This is a genomic window from Streptomyces sp. (genome assembly GCF_019510245.1).
Lineage (GTDB): Bacteria > Actinomycetota > Actinomycetes > Streptomycetales > Streptomycetaceae > Streptomyces.
Genome location: NZ_JAEKKT010000114.1, coordinates 130638 through 150448 on the forward strand (window position 1 = coordinate 130638; position 19811 = coordinate 150448).

Genomic DNA, 19811 nt, shown 5'->3' on the forward strand with positions numbered 1-19811 from the left:
GGTCAGACCAGGTCGGTCAGACCAGGTCGGTCAGACCAGGTCGGTCAGACCAGGTCGAAGCGGTCCGCGTCGGCGACCTTCGTCCAGGCGGCGACGAAGTCCTTCACGAACTTCTCCTTGGCGTCGTCGCTCGCGTAGACCTCGGCGACGGCGCGCAGCTCGGAGTTGGAGCCGAAGACCAGGTCGGCACGGGTGCCGGTCCACTTGACCGCGCCGCTCGCGTCGCGGCCCTCGAAGGTGGACTGGTCCTCGGAGGTGGACTTCCAGGTCGTGCCCATGTCGAGCAGGTTGACGAAGAAGTCGTTGGTCAGCACGCCCGGCGTCTCGGTGAGGACGCCGTGCTTCGAGCCGCCCTGGTTGGCGCCGAGGACGCGCAGACCGCCGACGAGGACGGTCAGCTCGGGGGCGCTCAGGCCGAGCAGGTTGGCGCGGTCCAGCAGCAGGTACTCGGCGGGCAGGCGGTTGCCCTTGCCGAGGTAGTTGCGGAAGCCGTCGGCCGTCGGCTCCAGGGCCGCGAAGGACTCGGCGTCCGTGTGCTCGTCGGTCGCGTCGACCCGGCCCGGGGTGAAGGGCACCTCGATGTCGACGCCGCCGTCCTTGGCGGCCTTCTCCACCGCGGCGGCGCCGCCGAGGACGATCAGGTCGGCCAGGGAGACCTTCTTGGCGCCGGTGTTGAAGTCGCGCTGGATGCCCTCCAGGACGCGCAGCACCTGGGCGAGCTGGTCGGGGTCGTTGACCTCCCAGCCGCGCTGCGGCTCCAGGCGGATGCGGGCACCGTTGGCGCCGCCGCGCTTGTCGCTGCCGCGGTACGTCGAGGCCGACGCCCAGGCGGTGGAGACGAGCTGCGAGACCGTGAGGCCGGAGTCGAGGAGCTTGGCCTTGAGGGCCGTCACGTCGGCGGCGTCGATGGCCTCGCCCTCGGCCTCGGGCAGCGGGTCCTGCCAGATCAGCGTCTCCGCCGGGACCTCCGGGCCGAGGTACAGGGACTTCGGGCCCATGTCACGGTGGGTCAGCTTGAACCAGGCGCGGGCGAACGCGTCCGCGAACTCCTCCGGGTTCTCGTGGAACCGGCGCGAGATCGGCTCGTAGATCGGGTCGAAGCGCAGCGACAGGTCGGTGGTGAGCATCGTGGGCAGACGCTTCTTCGACGGGTCGTGCGCGTCGGGGATGATCGCCTCGGCGTCCTTGGCGACCCACTGCTTGGCGCCGGCCGGGGACTCGGTCAGCTCCCACTCGTAGCCGAAGAGGATGCCGAAGAAATCGTTGCTCCACTGGGTGGGCTTGGTGGTCCAGGTGACCTCCAGGCCGCTGGTGATCGCGTCGCCGCCCTTGCCGGTGCCGTAGGTGCTCTTCCAGCCGAGGCCCTGCTGCTCGATCGGCGCGCCCTCGGGCTCGGCGCCCACGTTCTCGGCGGGGCCGGCGCCGTGGGTCTTGCCGAAGGTGTGGCCGCCGGCGATGAGGGCGACGGTCTCCTCGTCGTTCATCGCCATCCGGCGGAAGGTCTCACGGATGTCGCGGGCCGCGGCGATCGGGTCCGGGTTGCCGTTGGGGCCCTCCGGGTTGACGTAGATCAGGCCCATCTGGACGGCGCCGAGCGGGCTCTCCAGGTCGCGGTCGCCGGTGTAGCGCTGGTCGTCCAGCCAGACCTTCTCGGGGCCCCAGTAGACGTCGTCCTCCGGCTCCCAGACGTCCTCGCGGCCGCCGCCGAAGCCGAAGGTCTTGAAGCCCATCGACTCCAGGGCCACGTTGCCCGTGAGGATCATGAGGTCGGCCCAGGAGATCGCCTGGCCGTACTTCTTCTTGACCGGCCACAGCAGACGGCGCGCCTTGTCCAGGTTGCCGTTGTCCGGCCAGCTGTTGAGCGGGGCGAAGCGCTGCTGGCCGGCGCCGGCGCCGCCGCGGCCGTCGGAGATGCGGTAGGTGCCGGCGCTGTGCCAGGCCATACGGATCATCAGCGGGCCGTAGTTGCCGAAGTCGGCGGGCCACCAGTCCTGCGAGGTGGTGAGCACCTCCGCGATGTCACGTTTCACGGCCGCGAGGTCGAGGTTCTGGAAGGCCTCGGCGTAGTCGAAGCCCTCGTCGAGGGGGTTCGAGACGGCGGGGTTCTTGGCAAGGATCTTCAGGTTGAGCCCCTCGGGCCACCACTGGCGATTGCCGCCGCCCTGGGTGGGGTGCGGTGCGCGGTCGTGCGCGACCGGGCACTTGCCCGCGTTCTCCTGGGCCTCAGACATGGGGGAAATCCTTCCGGAAGGGGCGGATCGACGTACTCAGGAACTGCTGACGGTGGAACAGTCGGGGCACAGGCCCCAGTAGATGACCTCGGCCTCGTCGATCGCGAAGCCGTGGTCGTCCGAAGCGGTCAGGCACGGGGCGTCGCCGACCGCGCAGTCGACGTCGGCGACGGCACCGCACGACCGGCACAGGACGTGGTGGTGGTTGTCGCCGACGCGTCCCTCGAACCGGGCCGGGCTGCCGGCCGGTTCGATACGGCGTATGAGTCCAGCCGTGGTGAGCGCGTGCAGCGCGTCGTACACGGCTTGGAGCGATATGTGGCCCACCCGCTCGCGGACGCCCGAGGCGATCGCCTCGACGCCCAGGTGGTCGCCGTGGCGGACGGTCTCCAGCAGCGCGACGCGGGCGGCCGTCACCCGCAGGCCGGCACCGCGCAGCTCATCGGCGGTCGTCGGGGGCTGGGATGCGGTCATGGCGCCAACCTACCGTCTCAAACACGAATGATTCAAGAAAACAAACCACTCAAGTCTGGTGGCGAACCGTCCCCCGGCCCGCCCGATCGCCCCGGGCGGCCCTACAGCCCCCCCTCCGGGCACCTTCCGGGCGCACGGCTTTGCCATCTCTTTACAACCCGGCCCGGTGCCGGGTCGTCTCTCCGCTCGATCCGTAACTCAGCCCGCCCCGACCACGGCGGGCCGACGAAAGAGAGCGTCCTCATGCGCCGAACCGTCCTGAGCGCCACGGCACTCGCCTGCACCGCCGTGCTGGCGGGCACCGTGCCCGCGTTCGCCGACAGCACCACCCCGAGCCCGGTCCCCACCGTGGCGCCGTCCACCGCGGCCTCCGCCGAGCCGTCCGCCGTCCCGTCCGAGGCGCCGTCCGCCGCGCCCACCCGGGGCGCGACCCCCGCCCCGACGCGGGACTCGCGCCAGGTCGCGGCGGTGCCGAAGGGTGCGCCCGACACCGGGGTGACGGAGCCGTCCGAGGGCTCCGGCTCCGAGGGCGCGCTGATCGGCGGCGGTGCGGCGGCCGTGCTCGCCGCGGGCGCGACGGTGTTCGCCGTCCGTCGCCGCCGGGCGACCGGGGCATGACCCCCCTCTCCAGGCGCGCCTTCGTCACCGCCGCGACGGCCTCGCTGCTGGCGGGCTGCGCGGGCCGGGCACCGGACCGGACGGCCCCAGCCGCCCGGCGGCGGACGGCGTCCTCGCCGCCGCCGTCCGCGGGCACGGCCACGGCCGGGTCCGCCGCCCACGCCCTCGGCCGGTCCACGCCGGTCCGGCTGCGCATCCCCGCGATCCGGGTCGACACCCCGCTGCTGCGGCTCGGCCTGGCCGCCGACGGCACGGTGCAGGTGCCGCCGGTCACCGCGCACGACCGGGCGGGCTGGTACCGCTACTCCCCCACCCCGGGGCAGACCGGCCCGTCGGTGATCCTCGGCCATGTCACGGTCGGCGCCTACGGAGACGGGGTGTTCCGCCGGCTCGCGGAGCTGCGCCGGGGCGAGCAGGCCGTGGCGCGCCTGGAGAACGGCAGGTCGGCGGTGTTCACCGTCGACGAGGTCCGTACGGTCGCCAAGTCCGCGTTCCCGACCCGGGACGTCTACGGGGACGTGGACCGCCCGGAGCTGCGGCTGATCACCTGCGGCGGCCCGCGGGGCGGCGACGGCTACCTCGACAACGTCATCGTCTTCGCCACGCTGACCGGCACGACGCCCTGACCCGCCGGAACGGATGCGGGACCGGTGGAACGTACGCCACCGGTCCCGCATCCTCCCCGACGAGTGCGACGATCGAGCCCCCACGACCCTGGAGAACGTTGAAACGGTCCCGTGAGACGGCGGCCACCGAGCTGTTCGCCGCGCTGTACCCACGCCTGGCCGGCTGGTGCCGCCGTCTGGTCGACGACGACGAGACGGCGCACGAGATCGCCTCGGAGGCCTTCACCCGGCTGTGGGCCCGGTGGACGAAGGTGGAGGAGCCGCGCGGCTTCCTCTACGTCACCGCGGCCAACCTCGTCCGGGACCACTGGCGCAAGCTGGAGCGCGAGCGCCGGGCGGTGCGCCGGGTGGGTACGGAGGCCGCGATCCGCCCGCACACCGAGCCGGCGGATCCGTCGGTACGGCTGCTGGTGCAGTCGCTGCCCGAGCGGCTGCGGGTGCCGATCCTGCTGCACTACTACGCTGACATGCCGATCCGGGAGGTCTCCGCGCTGACCGGGCGCAAGGAAGGAACCGTCAAGGCCGACCTGCACGCGGCCCGAGAACTGCTCCGCGGTCATCTGAGGAGAAGCCTTGACCACACGCTTTGACGACGAGCCCGAGTTCGACGGCCCCGACGATCCCCTGGCGGTCATCCTTCGGCCGCCGGCCGCCCACCTCGGTCCGCCGCCGGGCCGCTACGAGGAGATCCGGCGTGCCGCGAGCCGCCGCCGCCTGGTCCGCACGGCGGCCGGAGCCGGGCTGACCTGCGCCGTCGCCGTCTGCGTCGCCCTGTCGCTGCATCTGACGGCACCCGCGGCCCCGGCCACCCCACAGGCGCCCCTCGCACCGCCGGCCGCCACCTCCCCCGCCCCGCACCGCTCGTCGGCATCCCCGACGCCGATCGAGCCCAGCCCGAGTCCCAGCGTCGCGCCCACGCGACGGGAGACCACACCGACGCCCACCCAGGGACGGTCGGCGGCCCCCACGACGACCCCGTCGACGTCGGCGCGCGACATCCCGACCGAAGACCGGCCGAGCGCCGTCGCCACGGCGTCCCGCCCGTAGCGGCGTCAACGCGGCGGCGGCCGGCGTCATCCGTCCGTGCCGCCGCTTCCGACGCACTGCCCGGACCCCAAAGGCGCGGGTCAAGCCGCCACTCCGGCGGGAGCGGGGCGCGGCGCGGCCGACGGCCCGGATGGCCGAGGCTGCGCCTCGGCGTTGGTGTGATGTTTCGTACGAGGCCGGAATGAAAGACGTGGAACGGGCAACGCTCCGTTTCATGCTCCACGCGCGAACCCTCCGGCAGGTGACTCGATGACGACGGCGACCCAGGCCCCTCCGACCGCTACGGCCGCCGCACCCCCCGCCCGCACCCTGCCGTCCGCCGCCGCCCCTTCGCTGCCCTCCCTGACCGGACTGAGATGGATGGCCGCGCTGCTGGTCTTCGGGCTGCACGTGCACAACTTCCGCTATTTCGGCGGCACCGGCGGCCGCATCATGGCCTGGGGGTTCGAGGCCGGCGCCTCGGGGGTGTCGTTCTTCTTCGTCCTCTCCGGGTTCGTCCTGATGTGGTCCGCGCGGCCGGGCGACCGGGCGACACGCTTCTGGTGGCGGCGGGTCGCCCGGATCTACCCGGTGCACCTGGTCACCGTCGCCGTCGCGCTGGTCATGGTGTGCACGCTGCCCCGCCAACCGCGGCCGACCCCGCTGCAGGGCCTGGCCGACGTGTTCCTGGTGCACTCCTGGTGGCGGCCGTGGTGGCAGACCCTGGACCCGGTCAGCTGGTCGCTCGCGTGCGAGGCCTTCTTCTACGCCGCGTTCCCGCTGCTGGCGCTGCTGCTGCGCCGCCTGGGCGGGCGGGGCGCCACCGCGCTGGCCGCGCTGGCCCTGCTGACCGTGCTGGCCCTGGCCTGGACGGACGCGCACCACTGGTGGGCGCAGCCGATCAGCTCCTTCCCGGCCGCCCGGCTGCCCGAGTTCGTGCTGGGCGCGGCCACCGCACGGCTGGTGCTGCTCGGCCGGTGGCGCGGCCCCGGCCTGGAGGCGTCGCTGGCGCTGACGATCATCGGCTACTTCCTGGTCCCGCAGGTCACTGCCGATTACGCGGCCACCGCCTGCACCATCACGGGCTTCGCGCTGCTCATCCCGGCGGCGGCCGTGGCGGACCTGCACGGCCTGCCCTCGCTGTGGCGGCGCCGCCGGCTGGTCCGCCTCGGCGAACTGTCGTTCGCGTTCTACATGGTCCATCTGCTGGTGCTGCGGGCGGGCACCCATCTGCTCGGCACCCGCCCGCGTTTCCACCTGCTCACCGGCACCGTCGTCACCGCCGTCGCGTTCACCGTGGCGCTGGGCCTGTCCTGGCTCCTCTACGAAGGCGTGGAACGGCCCGCACGACGGCTGCTGCTACGGCGTCCGGCCCGGCGGCGGGCGGCCTAGCCGGTTCCGGCCCGGCCGGCTACGGGAACTGGACCACCTTGGACGGGGTCGTGCTGGTGCCCGAAGTCGGCGATCCGGTGGTGTTGACGACGTGGCCGTACTGGCCCATGCCGCCCAGGGAGATCACCAGCAGGTCGTGCATCCTGATCCCCGCACCGGTCGGCACCTGGAAGCCGTTGGACTGGACGATCGTCGGATCGGCCGTGTAGTTGCAGTAGCTTCCCAGGCCCCAGGCCTCGTGGGTGGTCACGGTGTCGGCGACCTTGTAGGCCGCGTAGCCGACGACGCCGTCGTGGGTGATGGCGGCGGCGTTCGGCGCGTCGTACGCCTTCTCGTTCTGGAAGAAGATCGTGCGGCCGCGTTCGCCGTTCCAGTAGACGTCGTACTTGTTGAAGTGCTCTACGAACAGGCCGGTGGCGAGGACGTCGTTGCCGTTGACCCTGAGGCCGTAGTCGGCTCGGTTGGTGGTCCAGCCGACTCCGCTGCCGTGGTCGGCGCGCCAGAGCCAGGTGTGGTCGATGATCACGTTGTTGCTGTTGACCACGACCGAGTTGGTGGCGAGGCCGGGTCCGGCGCCGCCGATGCGGACGAACACGTCCTGCATGGTGGTGGGGTTGGCGGAGTGGTCGGCGGTCGAGCCGGGGTCGCCGATCCGCAGCAGGGTGTCGGAGTTTACGGTGCCCGCGTCGATGAGGAACCCGGCGAGCTTGACGCCGTCGACGTCGGCGACGTGCATGGCGTCGACGCCGTTGTCCGGGACCAGGGTGGCGAGGCCGAGACCGAGGACCACGGTGTTGGCGCGGGTGACGTCGATGGTCTGGTCGAGGTGGTAGATGCCGGGCGTGAAGAGGAGGTTGAGGCCCTGGGCGAGGGCCTGGTTGATGGTGGCGGCGGTGGCGCCGGGCTTGACGACGTAGAACTGGTCGAGCGGGATGGAGGTGCCCGCGTTGGCCGGCCAGGAGACGCCCCGGGCGTTGGTGCGCTTGGCGGGGACGAAGACCTTGTAGGTGCTGCCGTCCACGTACAGGAAGGGCTTCTCACGCGAGACCGGGGTGTTGTCCAGCGTGGTGTAGGAGCCGGTGGCGAAGTCGGTCGCGGGTGCGCCCTGGACTCCGGAGAAGGTCATGTTCCAGACGCCGTTGGTCCAGCCGCCGACCGAGCTGTCGCGGGTGTACCACTGCTGCTGGGAGTACGGGCCGACCGTGCCGTCGATCTTCGAGTCGGCGATGTAGCCGCCGGAGGCCCAGCCGTAGCCGTTCGGCGCGAGGTTGAGGCCGCCCTTGACGTGGATACGGCGGAAGGGGGCCGCCTGAGCCACGGCCCACCGGTCGGTGCCGTTGGACGGCGTGATGGCGAGGTTCTCCGCCGAACGCCAGAAGTTCTGGGTGGCGTTGCCGTTGAACCAGCCGGCGTCGACGGTGACGTCACCGTTGATCTGGGTGTCGTCGGGGTTGAGGCCGAGCCCGGAGATCGAGGTGTAGAAACCGATCTGCGCGTTGATGCCGTTGTAGGTGCCCGGCTTGAGCAGGAACTGGTAGCGGCCGGTGCCGAACTGGGCCGACTCCTGCTGGGCAAAGACTGAGTCGAACTTCGCCTGGAGGTTCGGCGTGGACGGGTCGACGACGATCACGTTGGGGCCGAGGTCGCCGCCGCCCTGGACCGGGGGCGTGCCGGTGGTGGTGCCGTAGACCTGGAACTCCCAGAGCGAGTAGCCCCACTGGGTGGCGCGGTGCACGCCGAGCATCCGGACGTAGCGGCCCTGCCCGGAGACGGAGAGCGTGTCGGTGCCGCCGTCGCCGCCGGTCACGGACTGCAGGTCGGTCCAGTTGCTGCCGTCGGAGGAGATCTGGACCTTGTAGTCCTTGCCGTAGGCGGTCTCCCAGGTGAGGACCACCTGGCTGACCTGGGCGGTGGCGCCGAGGTCGACCTGGAGCCACTGGTCGTCGGTGAACGCGGACGACCAGCGGGTGCCGGTGTTGCCGTCGACCGCGTTCGCGGCGGTGGTCCCGGCGTTCTCCTCGGAGGAGGCGGTGGCCGTCTTCCCCTGCGACAGCGGGGCGTCGGCGGCCTGGGCCGCCGGCGCGTGGGCGGCGGGCAGGGCGAGCAGCGCGGCCATGGCGGCGAGCACTACGCCCAAGGATCTCAGTCGTCTCATCAGCGGCTCCCTGAGGTGGACGGGGCGGTGCGGACAAGGACCGCACCCCACGGCTTAGTTCAGGTTTTGATTTAAGTGGTGAGGCAACTGGGCGACAAGCCTTAGGGAGCGGGTTTTTCGGCCGCCGCGGTCCCGCGGCAGGTCACGGGGACCGCCGCGGGAGTGACGCCCCCCGTCACAGCCCGCGCTGGGCGTACGCGCCTTTCCCGACGCCCCGGCTGCCGCCGGTGGCGAGGACGACGGAGTCCTTGATCGCGGTCACGGCACTCACGCTCCAGACGTGCACAGAGATCGGGAACCGATCGGTTTCCCCTGGATCCGGCCTAGCGTAAACCGATCGGTTTACAGCTTCGACGTCAGGAGGGGCCACCGCGCCGTCGCCCGGACCGGATTCCCTTACGGGCGCGGCCGGTTACTCGATCCAGTTCCTTGCGTCCGACCTCTGGCTACGGACTCCTACCGGGCGGTATACAGACCCCCGACACACGCGTGCGGGCCGCCCGTCGGGACCGGTTCCGTGCGCGTCCTGGTTCCAGGGGGGATCTGCATGGCGTACGGCATCCCGTCCGACGGTTCGGCGAGACGGCACCGGCGGAAGGCCACCGTGGCGGCGGCACTGGGCGGCTGCGCCCTGGTGGCCGCGTCCACGACACCGGCCGCGGCGCACGGCGGCGGCCACGGCCCCGGCCACGACCGCGGCACCAGCTACGTGGCGCTCGGCGACTCCTACACCTCGGGCCCGGCCATCCCGACGCAGGTCGACGCGGGCTGCGCCCGCTCCGACCACAACTACCCCTCGCTGGTGGCGGCGGCCCGGCACGTGAGCGCGTTCAAGGACGTGAGCTGCGCCGGCGCGACGACCGCCGAGATGTGGAAGGCGCAGGGCACCAACGGCCCCCAGCTCGACGCCGTGCAGCGGAGCACGGACCTGGTGACCGTCCAGATCGGCGGCAACGACATCGGGTTCAGCTCGATCATCGGCACCTGCGCGGCCCTCAGCTCCAAGGACCTGACGGGCAATCCCTGCCAGCAGTACTACAACGCCTCCGGCACCGACCAGCTGACGGTCGCCGTCGCGCAGACCGCGCCCAAGGTCGACAAGGTGCTGCGGGCGGTCCGCGCCCGTGCCCCGCACGCCCGGATCCTGGTCGTCGGCTACCCCGACCTGCTGCCCGACGACGGCAGCGGCTGCTACCCGACGGTGCCCTTCGCGGCCAAGGACTTCCCCTACCTCCGGGACACCGGCAAGCGGCTCAACCTCATGCTGCGCCTGGTCGCCGCCTGGAACGGCGCCCACTACGTGGACACCTACGGCCCGACCGTCGGCCACGACATGTGCAAGGCCCCCGCCGACCGCTGGATCGAGCCCCTCCAGCCGACCTCCCCGGCCGCCCCCGCCCACCCCAACGCCAAGGGCGAGGCGGCCATGGCCCAGGCGGTGCTCGACCGGCTGGAGCGGCGCTACTGAGAGTGCACGCCCAGGGGCAGCTCAACTCCGCGAGCGGGCTCGGTGACTGGCCGTCGGCCGGAAGTTCCTCGGCACCCCGGCCGGCCCCCGAGCGGCCTCCGCTCCCCGACACCCCGGCTGTGCGGCCCCACGGGAGGGAGCGGAGGACGGTTCGCGATAGGTTGACCTGCATGAGCGACAACGTTTATTTCGACATCTCGATCAACAACGAGCCGGCCGGCCGGATCGTGTTCAACCTGTTCGACGACGTGGTGCCCGACACGGCCCGCAACTTCCGTGAGCTCGCCACGGGACAGCACGGCTTCGGATACGCCGGTTCCGGCTTCCACCGGATCATCCCCCAGTTCATGCTCCAGGGCGGTGACTTCACCCGGGGTGACGGCACCGGCGGCAAGAGCATCTACGGCGAGAAGTTCAAGGACGAGAACTTCAACCTCAAGCACGACCGTCCGTACCTGCTCAGCATGGCCAACGCGGGCAGGAACACCAACGGCTCGCAGTTCTTCGTCACCACCGTCGTGACGTCCTGGCTGGACGGCAAGCACGTGGTCTTCGGCGAGGTCGTCGAGGGCCAGGACATCGTCGACCGGATCGAGAGCTACGGCACCCAGAGCGGCACCCCCAAGGCCAAGGTCGAGATCACGGCGAGCGGCACCGTCTGATCCCGGACAAACGTTCTGCCACAGGGGACCGGGCGGCTCGCCCGGTCCCCCCTGGCGTCAGTCACCGCCCGCCGCGCTCGCGCCGTGGTTCCGCCCGCGGCGGGGCGCGCCCGGTCGCGGATTCGTGCGCGGTGAGGTGCTCCAGGGCCTCGGCCAGTTCCTTGCAGGCCTCCGCGACGGAGCGCCGGGTGTTGTGCTGCTCGGTGATGACGGCCGACAGCAGCAGTGCGGTCAGCGCCAGCGAGCCGTTGAACAGCTGGAGCTTCACCATCACCTGCACGGGGGAGAGCCGGGCGAAGGCGCCGACGCCGTCCGTGGCGGCGACCGCGGCCATGACCGACGTGAACAGGGCGCACAGCGTGCTCCCCGCCAGCCGGAACCGCAGGGCGGCCCAGATCAGCACGGGGTAGGCGAGGAACAGCGCGCTCAAGGAGCTGTGCGTGGCGAGCGTGACCAGGACGACCGCGACGACCGCGAGGGCCAGGACCTCCTTCCAGCGGGCCGTGGACAGGGGCCGGCGGGCTTCGAACAGCACCAGCAGGACCGGGGTGACGAGCAGGACGCCCATGGCGTCGCCCACCCACCACGCCAGCCAGATGGGCCAGAAGTGGGTCGCCTCGAGCTTGCCTGCGAGGATCAGCGCGACCACGTCGACGGTGGAGCTGACCAGCATGGCGGCGAGCGCGCCGAGGAACACCAGGGCGAGGCCGTCGCGCAGCCGGCCCAGGTCGGTGCGGAAGCCGGCCCGGCGCAGCAGCAGGAAGGCGCAGACCGGGGCGGCCGTGCTGCCCACGAGGATGCCCACCAGGTCGGGCCCGGGCGGGCCGATCGACAGCACGAGGAAGAGGGCGCCGAGCGAGACGCCCGGCCAGCAGCCCAGGCCGAAGACCAGCAGACAGGCCAGCGCCACGCCGGTCGACGGATAGACGGGGGTGAAGACGGCGCCCTGGACGGTGAGCCGGCACAGCAGGCCGAGCCGTCCCGCCGCGAAGTAGCAGGTGGCGACGGCCAGCGTCCGGAGGGCGAGGAAGGCCGTCCGGTGCAGCTCCTGGTTACCCACCACACCAGCCATCACACACCGACGGCGCCGCCCCGGCGAGGCGGGAGCGGCCCGCGCCCGCGCCCGAGCCCGCGGAGCCGCCGGCCGGCGCCTGCGGCTACGGCGGCTACGGCGGCTACGGCGGCTACGGCGGCTACGGCGGCTACGGCGTGGTGTCCGGGGCGTCGTGGCGCATGACCAGCACGGCCGCGTCGTCCTCGTGGCCCACCCGTTCCGCGCCCTTGATCACGGCGGCGGCCAGGGACTGCGCCTCGAGGCCGGCGACGGCGGCGACACCGGCGAGCCGTACCACCTGGTCGAGGCCCTCCTCGATGGGCATCGACGGCCCCTCCACCACCCCGTCCGTGAGCAGCACGACCATGCCGCCGGTGGTGAGCCGGTAACGGGCCACGGGGTACTCGACGCCCGGCTCGATGCCCAGCGGCGGTCCGCCCTCGTCCTCCCCCAGCCCGGACTTCCCGTCGGCGGTGGCCCACACGAACGGGACGTGGCCGGCCCGGGCGCTCTCCAGCACCCCGCTCTCCGGGTCGAGCCGCATGAAGGTGCAGGTCGCGAAGAGGTCGCTGCCCAGGGACACCAGGAGGTCGTTGGTGCGGGCGAGCAGCTCGCCCGGCTCGCCGGTCACCGAGGCCAGCGCCCGCAGGGCCGCCCGGACCTGGCCCATGAAGGCGGCCGCCTCGATGTTGTGCCCCTGGACGTCGCCCACGGTCAGGCCGATGTGGCCGTCCGGCAGCGTGAACGCGTCGTACCAGTCGCCGCCCACGTTGAGCCCGTAGCAGGCGGGTGCGTACCGGACGGCCAGATGGAAGCGGGGGGTGTCGGGCAGGTCCCGGGGCAGCATGCCGCGCTGGAGGGCGACGGCCAGCTCCACCTGGGAACGCTGGTACTCGGCCCGCTCGCGTGCCTGGGCGGTGAGCGACCTCAGTCTGGCCAGCAGCTCGTCGTCGTCCGTTGAACGCTTGGGGGGCATGGATCACTCCGGCCGAGGCTGCATCCCTAGCAGGGCAAACCCCTCGTTCCGACCTTTACAGGATCATAGTGCGAACGGCGGGCGGGCGGCCGCGGCGGCGACGGCCGGATGCCGCCGGCCGTCGCCGAACCGGCCGGTTCACTCCTCGCGCAGGCCGTCCGGGCGGCGGGACGCGCGCAGCGTGCCGACCCTCCTGAGCAGCCGGTCCGCCGGGTGGCGCAGCCGGGGATGGGCGAGGACGGTGTTGCGCAGCCCGCGGACCGGCCGGCGCCACATGCGGTGCGCCGCGGCCACCAGGTGGGTGCGGGTGGCGAAGCCCTCGCCCACCCGCAGTTCGCGGGTCTTGAGCCAGTCCTTGTACTCCTTGTCGCCGCGTCCGAGGTCGACCAGGGTGACACCGCCGCGCGCAGCGGCTTCGGCGGTCCGCAGATGCATCATCAACCCCGGCGAGTAGTAGTGCAGTTCGGGGTCGTAGGCGGTGAACCAGGCGGCGAGTACGGTGGCCGAGCGCGGTCCGAAGTGCGCGGCCACCGGTCGGTCACCGGCGTAGAGCACGGACAGCACGCCGGTGAAGTGTTCCTCGCGGACGTGGAAGAGGTGGTCCACGAGGTCGACGATCCACGGGCGGGCGAACCGGTCCATGCGGCCGGTCCGCCGGTACTGGGCGGACTTCCAGCGCATCAGCGTGCGCAGGGCCGCCGGGTCGCGCTCGTCGGGCTCGAAGCGCAGGTCGCCGATGTCGCGGCCGAGGCGCCGTTCCTTCTTCAGCGTGGTCTTCGCCAGGCCCGGGTAGGTGGCGCGCAGCCACTCGGGGTATCCGCCGTCGCCGGGCTTCACGTCGATCACCGGCGAGGCGAAGGTGCCGGTCACATGGGGCGCGAACGGTCTCTGCTCGGCGACCAGGTGGTCGAACTCGAAGATGGACATCCCGCAGGCGCTCAGCAGCTCCTGGGCCTCCCAGGTGACTCCGGGCCGGTGCACCAGCGCCTGGCAGTCGGAGAGGCCGAGGCCGACGGCCCGGCCGACACCGAGGGCATTGCGCTCGTACGGGAGGAAGCCGACGGGCTCCCCGCCCTCGCGCAGGACCGCCACCCGTACACCGGCCCGGTGTCTGCCGACGCCGATCGTGAACTCCGGGGCCAGAAAGGGGTTGGCGTACTCCGGCGACTCGTCCATCGCGTGGTGCCAGGCCCGGCGGAGCGGCTCGGTCAGCTCGCCGGGTCTGTGGATCGTGATGTCCACCTCAGATCAACCGCCCTTCGGCTGACGAGGTGTCCGACGCACGGCTTCCGGGCCGGCTCCCGGAAGGACCTCTGTACTGGCCTCTGGATCGCATGGCGACCGCTCCCCCCATAACGCGTGTTCCGCGTTCTGCCGTTTCTACGAACAGCCCCTGTTCCCCGCTGTACACCCTCGTTACGCGACCGGCGACGGGATCGCCGGTCCGGAGGTGTCGCTCAAACGTCGCGAAACAGTACGCACGCTGTCAAGGGTGCCACTGCCGGGGCGGGTCGGGGGCGGGGAGACTCGGACTTTCCCGGCCCTTTCCGCCGGGCATGCCCGAGCGGCGCCCCGGAAGGCTCCCGCCGGATCGCACTGGCGTGCTATCACCGATGCCATGGAGACCGTGGCGACCGAGCCCACCACCCCCTCCACCCCGCGGCCCGTGCGCCGGCCGACGATGGTGCAGGGGTGGCACCAGCTGACCTTCCTGCACTGGCCGGTGGAGCCGGAGAAGGTGGCGGAACTGCTGCCCGCCGGCACCCGGCCGGACACCCTGGACGGGGTCACCTACGTCGGGCTCGTCCCGTTCCTGATGCGGGGCACCGGCTTCGGGCCGGGGCCGGGGCTGCCGTACCTGGGCACCTTCTGCGAGACGAACGTACGGCTGTACTCGGTGGACGGGCACGGCCGGCGCGGGGTGGTGTTCAGGTCGCTCGACGCGACCCGGCTGCTCCCGGTACTGGTGGGCCGGATGGGGTTCCGGCTGCCGTACGCCTGGTCCGCGATGCGGCTGCGCCGCGAAGGCGATGTGATCACCTACACCTGCCGGCGGCGGCGCCCGGCGGCCGCGAGCCGGGCGGTCGTGCGGATCGGGGCGCCGATCGCCGAGCCCTCGCCGCTGGAGCACTTCCTGACCGCCCGCTGGGGGCTGCACGTGACCTGGCACGGCCGTACCGCACACCTGCCGAACGAGCATGCGCCCTGGCCGCTGCACCGGGCGGAACTCCTCGGTCTGGACGACGAGCTGGTGGCGGCGGCGGGCCTGCCCGCGATGGCCGGGCCGCCGGTCAACGTGCTCTGGTCACCCGGTGTGAAGGTGCGGTTCGGGACGCTGGAACTGCTCCGTCCGGCCGGGTAAAGAAATCGTATGGTCTAGTCCAAAGAGAGCTTTGGTCCAGTCCAATTCATTGACGTGCCCGCGACAGCTCCGGAAGCTGGGACCACCCCACCTCCCCGCCCCCTGGAGGCACCAGTGAGACCCCTTCGCGCATGTCTGGGCGCGGCCGCCGCCGTCACCCTCGCCGCCGCCGGCACCACCGCGCTCGTCGCGAGCAACGCCTCGGGCGCGACCAACGCGCTGAGCAACCGGTGGTACGCGGCCGCCCCCTATCTGATGCCGCTGGACAACAACCCGCCGGACGCGGCCGCCATCATGGACGCCACCGGCCTCAAGGCCTTTCAGCTGGCGTTCGTCCTGGCCCCGAACGGCGGCGGCTGCTCGCCCACCTGGGGCGGCACGGCGGCGGTCTCCTCGGACACCGCCGTCCAGTCGGTGATCAACACGATCCGGGCCAAGGGCGGCGACGTCTCCGTCTCCATCGGCGGTTACGGCGGCACCAAGCTGGGCCAGACCTGCGCGGACGCGGCCTCCACCGCGGCGGCCTACCAGCAGGTCGTCACCAAGTACGGGCTGCACGCCATCGACTTCGACCTGGAGGAGCCGGAGTACGAGAACACCGCGGCGATCAAGAACGAGATCGGCGCCGCGAAGATCCTCCAGCAGAACAACCCCGGCCTGTACGTGTCGGTGACGACGGCCGGCACGGCGGACGGCACCGGCTGGTTCGGCAAGCAGATGCTGCTGGAGGCGAAGTCGCAGGGGTTCACGCCCAACAACTTCTCCATCATGCCGTTCGACGGCGGCTTCAGCGGGGCCGCCTCGCAGACCAGCGCGCTCACCAACTTCAACTCGATCCTGCAGTCCACCTTCGGCTGGGACCAGGCGACCGCCTACGCCCATGAGGGCTTCTCCGGGATGAACGGGCGCAGCGACACCGGCGAGTACTTCACCCAGGCCGACTTCCAGACCGTGCTCGACTACGCGACGAGCCACAACATGGACCGCTTCACGTTCTGGTCCCTGAACCGCGACCGCCAGTGCACCCCGGTCGACAACAACGGCACCACGTCCGGGACCTGCTCCAGCGTGGCGCAGGGGGCCTGGGACTTCGCCAAGTACTCGGTGAAGTTCGCCGGAGTCACCCCGCCGACCACCACACCCACCCCCACGCCGACCCCGACACCCACGCCCACCTCGTGCAAGACCGCCTGGAGCGCGACCGCCGTCTACACGGCCGGGAACGAGGTCTCGTACAACAGCCACAACTGGAAGGCCAAGTGGTGGACCCAGAACGAGGTGCCCGGCGCCTCGGAGTGGGGCCCCTGGCAGGACGAGGGCGCCTGCTGAACCCTTGACGGGGCTGGTCCGGACCTTTAGCTTCACGGGTCATCGGCGGTTACGGATGCGTCAGGAGTTCACCCATATGAACATCGGCGGGTGGGCTCCGGGGGCAGCCCTCTGACGAAAGGACCCCCCACGTGAACCCTTCCCGGCTGCTCGCGGCGCCCGCCGCCGCGGGCCTCGCCCTCGCCCTCACCGTCCTGTCCGGCGGCAGCGCGGACGCGGCCAACCCGGACGTCGCGCCCGGCGGCAACTTCGACCTGTCCGTATGGCAGCTCCAGGAACCGGTCGGCTCCCCCGGCTCGCCGACCACCATCCCCTCGTCCCGGCTGCAGGGCGCGAACGGCTACCAGGACGCGTACTTCTACACCGACACCCGCGACGGGGCCATGACCTTCTGGGCGCCCGAGAAGGGCGTCACCACCCCGAACTCCAGCTACGCCCGCTCCGAACTGCGCGAGATGAACCGGGACGGCAGTGCCGCCGACTGGCCGCTGAGCGGCAGCCACAGGATGAGCGCGACCCTGCGGGTGGTCTCGGTGACCAAGAACGTGTGCGTGGGCCAGATCCACCTCGGCACCGGCGGCTCCTCCACCAAGCCGCTGCTGGAGCTGTACTACCACTCCGACGGCGACATCGTCCTCGGCACCGAGAACTCCCCGGACGGCGGCCAGACCCCGCACAGCGTGGGCCACGTGCCGATCGGCAAGACCTGGACGTACACCATCGCGGTCTCCGGCGGGAACACCGTCGACCTGACCGTCAACGGCACCACGACCCACTACGCCATACCGTCCTCCTTCCACCAGTACAAGCAGTACTTCAAGGCGGGCTCGTACAACCAGTCGTCCTCCGACAGCACGACCGACGGCGCCCGGGTCGCGTTCTACGGCCTGACCGTCAAGCACGGCTGAGTCCGCCCGGCAAGCACAGCCGCCAGAACCTCCACCCGGATTCACAATTTGATGCCAGCACCTGTGTTCATTTTTCAGAGCCAGTGTGTAGTGGTGGCAGCCATGGACGCCATGTCACTGCCGGCGAATCAGAACTGCTCCATCGCGCGCACGCTGACCGTGCTGGGCCAGAAGTGGAACCTTCTGCTGCTTCGCGAGGCCTTCCTGGGGCGCACCCGTTTCGCGGAGTTCCAGCGGATCGGCATCCCGAGCGCGACCCTCGGCCGGCGCCTGAACGACCTCGTGTGCGCGGGGCTCATGGAGCGTGTGACGTATCAGGAGGAAGGGGAGCGCAGCCGGGAGGAATACCTCCTCACGGAGGCCGGCCGCGACGTGCTGCCGGTGCTGGCGGCCCTCGGCGCGTGGGGGGACCGACACCGCCCGCAGGAGACAGGACAGGGCGTCCGCTACGCGACCGACGGGGAGCGGCCGGTTCACCTCGAGTTCCGTGACGGTCACGGTGAGCCGGTCGACCAGGACACCGTCTCGCTCATCCGAGGCCCGGCCTACTACGCCGCCCTCGCGGCCGCCGGCCGGTCGTCCGACCGCGCCCGCGGCGACGACCCTGCCAGTTAAGGAACGCACCGTGCCTGCGACGCCGCCCGCGCGATCGCCGAGACCCGGCTCTACCTCGACACCACCGACGAACTCCTCGGCAGGCACGAAGACGCGCTCGGGTTCTTCCACGCCATGCTGGAACGCTTCCCCGAACGCCTGAACCCGGGCGCGCTGTGGGGCGGAGCCGTCGCGCTGTACGCGTAGCCGCGCACCGGAACACCGGAACACCGGAACACCGGCCGGGAACTTCACCCTTCTGGGGGGTGATGACGCCGCAAGTGGTACATCTCGCGGGACGGCCGTAGCGTCGAAGGGAACACGTACGACGGAACGGGCGGGAGTGACCATGCGCGGACCAGTGGTGGGAACGGCGATCGGACTCGGGGCGGCCCTGCTGCTCACGGCAGGCATGACGACGGCCTCCGCGACTCCGCCGACACCGTCCCCGTCGCGGGCGTCGGCCCAGCACCCGGTACTCGTCGACTGCCTCTGGCACCAGCGGTACCGGCCGACCGACTTCATACTGGCCTGCGGCGACGGCAACAGCATCCTGACCGGCATGCACTGGACCCAGTGGAACGACAGCACGGCGGTCGCCCAGGGGGTGAACCTGGTGAACGACTGCAAGCCGTACTGCGCGGCCGGCAGGTTCCACAAGTACCCGGTGACCGTACGGCTCGACCGCCCCACGGCCTGGACGAAGCACCCGAACCTGCAGCACTTCACGCGGATGAACCTGACCTACTCCGGTGCCAGGCCGGAGGGATACATGCAGGTCATGAACTACCCCATGTGGAACTGAGCGGGGCCGTCACCCGGCTGCGCGGCATGCGGGGCCACGCCGTGCGCCGGGCGGGCGACGTACCGGCCCCGGCTGCCGCGGCCCGGGGACGCGGAAGCGTCATGTTGGTGTGACCGGTACGCCGGAGCCTTGTGCTCCCGTCGAAAGAGGTCACATGCCCCGATTCCCCCGCCGGGCCGGCGTCGCCCCGGCCGCGGTCGCGATCGGCCTGCTCGCGGCGGTCCCGGCCGCGAGCGACGAGCCGGTCCTCTCCCGCCCGCACACCGTCGCCCATTTCGACCTGGCCCAGGGACAGACGCCCGAGAGCGTCGTCGCCGAGCAGGGCGGCTCGGTCGACATGTCCTTCGCGTTCGCCCGGCAGGTCGTCAAGGTCACCCGGGAGCGCCGGGTCCGGGTCCTCGCCACGCTGCCCGCCGAGAAGCACCCCCGGACGCCCCTGGTGAGCACCGCGGTCACGCACGGCCTGGCCCGTGCGCACGACGGCACGCTGTACGTCAACTACGCCACCGGCACCGACAGGACCGGCGTCTGGCGCATCCCGCCGGGCGGCGGCACGCCCGAGCAGATCGCCCAGCTGCCCGCCGACGGCCTGCCCAACGGTCTGGCCCTCGACGAGAAGCACGGCATGCTCTACGCCGCCGACTCGGCGCTGGGAACGGTGTGGCGCATCCCGCAGTCGGGCGGCACGCCCACGGCCTGGGCCACGGGCACCGAACTCTCCGGGCTCCCGTCGGCCACCGGCTTCGGCGCCAACGGGATCAAGGTGCACAAGGACGCGGTGTGGGTCACCAACACCGACCGGGGCACCCTGCTGCGCATCCCGGTCCGCGCGGACGGCTCGGCCGGGCCGGCCGGGACGAGGGCGACCGGCCTCGCCGGGGTCGACGACTTCGTCTTCCCCGGGCACTCGGACCTCGTGCTCGCCGCCCTGAGCCCGTCCAACGAGGTCGCGCTGGTCGCCCCGGACGGCAGCCACGGCAGCGTGCTGACGGTGCAGGAGGGGCTGTCGAACCCGACCTCGCTGGCGGTACGCGGGCGTGACGTGTTCGTGGCGAGCGCCGCCTACTACACCCAGCGCGACCCGAACCTGGTGAAGGCCCTGCTCGGCGCGCACTTCTCCCGCTCGTAGCC

Annotated in this window: 19 protein-coding genes; 13 read left to right on the top strand and 6 right to left on the bottom strand. The window is 71.7% G+C overall.

Annotation, left to right across the window (positions count from 1 at the left end; genetic code table 11):
• Positions 1 to 44: 44 nt before the first annotated feature.
• A complete protein-coding gene (gene katG / locus JF597_RS07060; RefSeq protein ID WP_293990698.1) occupies positions 45 to 2231 on the bottom strand; it encodes a catalase/peroxidase HPI in 2187 nt (728 codons plus the stop codon).
• Between the two features lie 36 nt (positions 2232 to 2267).
• Entirely contained in the window at positions 2268 to 2705 is a 438-nt protein-coding gene (locus tag JF597_RS07065; protein ID WP_293990700.1) for a Fur family transcriptional regulator, read from the bottom strand.
• A 243-nt stretch (positions 2706 to 2948) separates the two neighbouring features.
• Here JF597_RS07065 and JF597_RS07070 point away from each other — a divergent pair, with 243 nt between their 5' ends.
• The 5 genes from JF597_RS07070 (at position 2949) to JF597_RS07090 (ending at position 6367) form a co-directional block, all read left to right on the top strand.
• On the top strand, positions 2949 to 3323 hold the full coding sequence (locus JF597_RS07070) for a sortase-dependent protein (RefSeq protein ID WP_293990702.1): 375 nt from the start codon (positions 2949 to 2951) through the stop codon (positions 3321 to 3323).
• Positions 3320 to 3949 carry a class F sortase gene (locus tag JF597_RS07075; protein ID WP_293990704.1) on the top strand — a complete coding sequence of 210 codons (630 nt, stop codon included), beginning with the start codon at positions 3320 to 3322 and terminating at the stop codon, positions 3947 to 3949. The genes JF597_RS07070 and JF597_RS07075 overlap by 4 nt, the downstream gene beginning before the upstream one ends.
• Positions 3950 to 4047: 98 nt before the next feature.
• Complete coding sequence (locus JF597_RS07080; RefSeq protein WP_293990706.1) at positions 4048 to 4539, top strand: RNA polymerase sigma factor; 492 nt, start codon at positions 4048 to 4050, stop codon at positions 4537 to 4539.
• On the top strand, positions 4523 to 4996 hold the full coding sequence (locus JF597_RS07085) for a hypothetical protein (RefSeq protein ID WP_293990708.1): 474 nt from the start codon (positions 4523 to 4525) through the stop codon (positions 4994 to 4996). The genes JF597_RS07080 and JF597_RS07085 overlap by 17 nt, the downstream gene beginning before the upstream one ends.
• 249 nt (positions 4997 to 5245) lie before the next feature.
• Complete coding sequence (locus JF597_RS07090) at positions 5246 to 6367, top strand: acyltransferase (protein WP_293990710.1); 1122 nt, start codon at positions 5246 to 5248, stop codon at positions 6365 to 6367.
• 19 nt (positions 6368 to 6386) lie between these two features.
• On the opposite strand, the gene JF597_RS07095 is transcribed toward JF597_RS07090, so the two are convergent.
• On the bottom strand, positions 6387 to 8522 hold the full coding sequence (locus tag JF597_RS07095; RefSeq protein WP_293990712.1) for a discoidin domain-containing protein: 2136 nt from the start codon (positions 8520 to 8522) through the stop codon (positions 6387 to 6389).
• Positions 8523 to 9069: 547 nt separating this feature from the next.
• Between JF597_RS07095 and JF597_RS07100 the strand changes: the two genes are divergently transcribed.
• Both JF597_RS07100 and JF597_RS07105 read left to right on the top strand, forming a co-directional pair.
• Positions 9070 to 9990 carry an SGNH/GDSL hydrolase family protein gene (locus JF597_RS07100; RefSeq protein ID WP_293990714.1) on the top strand — a complete coding sequence of 307 codons (921 nt, stop codon included), beginning with the start codon at positions 9070 to 9072 and terminating at the stop codon, positions 9988 to 9990.
• 170 nt (positions 9991 to 10160) lie between these two features.
• Positions 10161 to 10652, top strand: a complete 492-nt coding sequence (locus JF597_RS07105) for a peptidylprolyl isomerase (protein WP_293990716.1) — start codon at positions 10161 to 10163, stop codon at positions 10650 to 10652.
• 61 nt (positions 10653 to 10713) lie between these two features.
• On the opposite strand, the gene JF597_RS07110 is transcribed toward JF597_RS07105, so the two are convergent.
• The 3 genes from JF597_RS07110 to JF597_RS07120 all read right to left on the bottom strand — a co-directional run bounded on the left by JF597_RS07110 (position 10714) and on the right by JF597_RS07120 (position 13924).
• A complete protein-coding gene (locus JF597_RS07110) occupies positions 10714 to 11724 on the bottom strand; it encodes an MASE1 domain-containing protein (protein ID WP_293990718.1) in 1011 nt (336 codons plus the stop codon).
• A 130-nt stretch (positions 11725 to 11854) separates the two neighbouring features.
• Positions 11855 to 12682: a PP2C family protein-serine/threonine phosphatase gene (locus JF597_RS07115; protein ID WP_293990720.1), complete on the bottom strand. Its 828-nt coding sequence runs from the start codon at positions 12680 to 12682 to the stop codon at positions 11855 to 11857.
• A 138-nt stretch (positions 12683 to 12820) separates the two neighbouring features.
• Positions 12821 to 13924 carry a GNAT family N-acetyltransferase gene (locus tag JF597_RS07120; protein WP_293990722.1) on the bottom strand — a complete coding sequence of 368 codons (1104 nt, stop codon included), beginning with the start codon at positions 13922 to 13924 and terminating at the stop codon, positions 12821 to 12823.
• A 376-nt stretch (positions 13925 to 14300) separates the two neighbouring features.
• On the opposite strand from JF597_RS07120, the gene JF597_RS07125 reads away from it, so the two are divergent.
• From JF597_RS07125 to JF597_RS07150, 6 genes are all read left to right on the top strand, one after another.
• Entirely contained in the window at positions 14301 to 15044 is a 744-nt protein-coding gene (locus JF597_RS07125; protein ID WP_293990724.1) for a DUF2071 domain-containing protein, read from the top strand.
• Positions 15045 to 15158: 114 nt separating this feature from the next.
• Positions 15159 to 16373 carry a carbohydrate-binding protein gene (locus tag JF597_RS07130; RefSeq protein ID WP_293990726.1) on the top strand — a complete coding sequence of 405 codons (1215 nt, stop codon included), beginning with the start codon at positions 15159 to 15161 and terminating at the stop codon, positions 16371 to 16373.
• Between the two features lie 131 nt (positions 16374 to 16504).
• Positions 16505 to 17281: a polysaccharide lyase family 7 protein gene (locus JF597_RS07135; protein WP_293990728.1), complete on the top strand. Its 777-nt coding sequence runs from the start codon at positions 16505 to 16507 to the stop codon at positions 17279 to 17281.
• A gap of 102 nt (positions 17282 to 17383) precedes the next feature.
• Complete coding sequence (locus JF597_RS07140; RefSeq protein ID WP_293990730.1) at positions 17384 to 17896, top strand: helix-turn-helix domain-containing protein; 513 nt, start codon at positions 17384 to 17386, stop codon at positions 17894 to 17896.
• Positions 17897 to 18224: 328 nt separating this feature from the next.
• Complete coding sequence (locus JF597_RS07145; protein WP_293990732.1) at positions 18225 to 18680, top strand: hypothetical protein; 456 nt, start codon at positions 18225 to 18227, stop codon at positions 18678 to 18680.
• 154 nt (positions 18681 to 18834) lie between these two features.
• Positions 18835 to 19809 carry a hypothetical protein gene (locus JF597_RS07150; protein ID WP_293990734.1) on the top strand — a complete coding sequence of 325 codons (975 nt, stop codon included), beginning with the start codon at positions 18835 to 18837 and terminating at the stop codon, positions 19807 to 19809.
• The last annotated feature ends 2 nt before the right edge of the window (positions 19810 to 19811 follow it).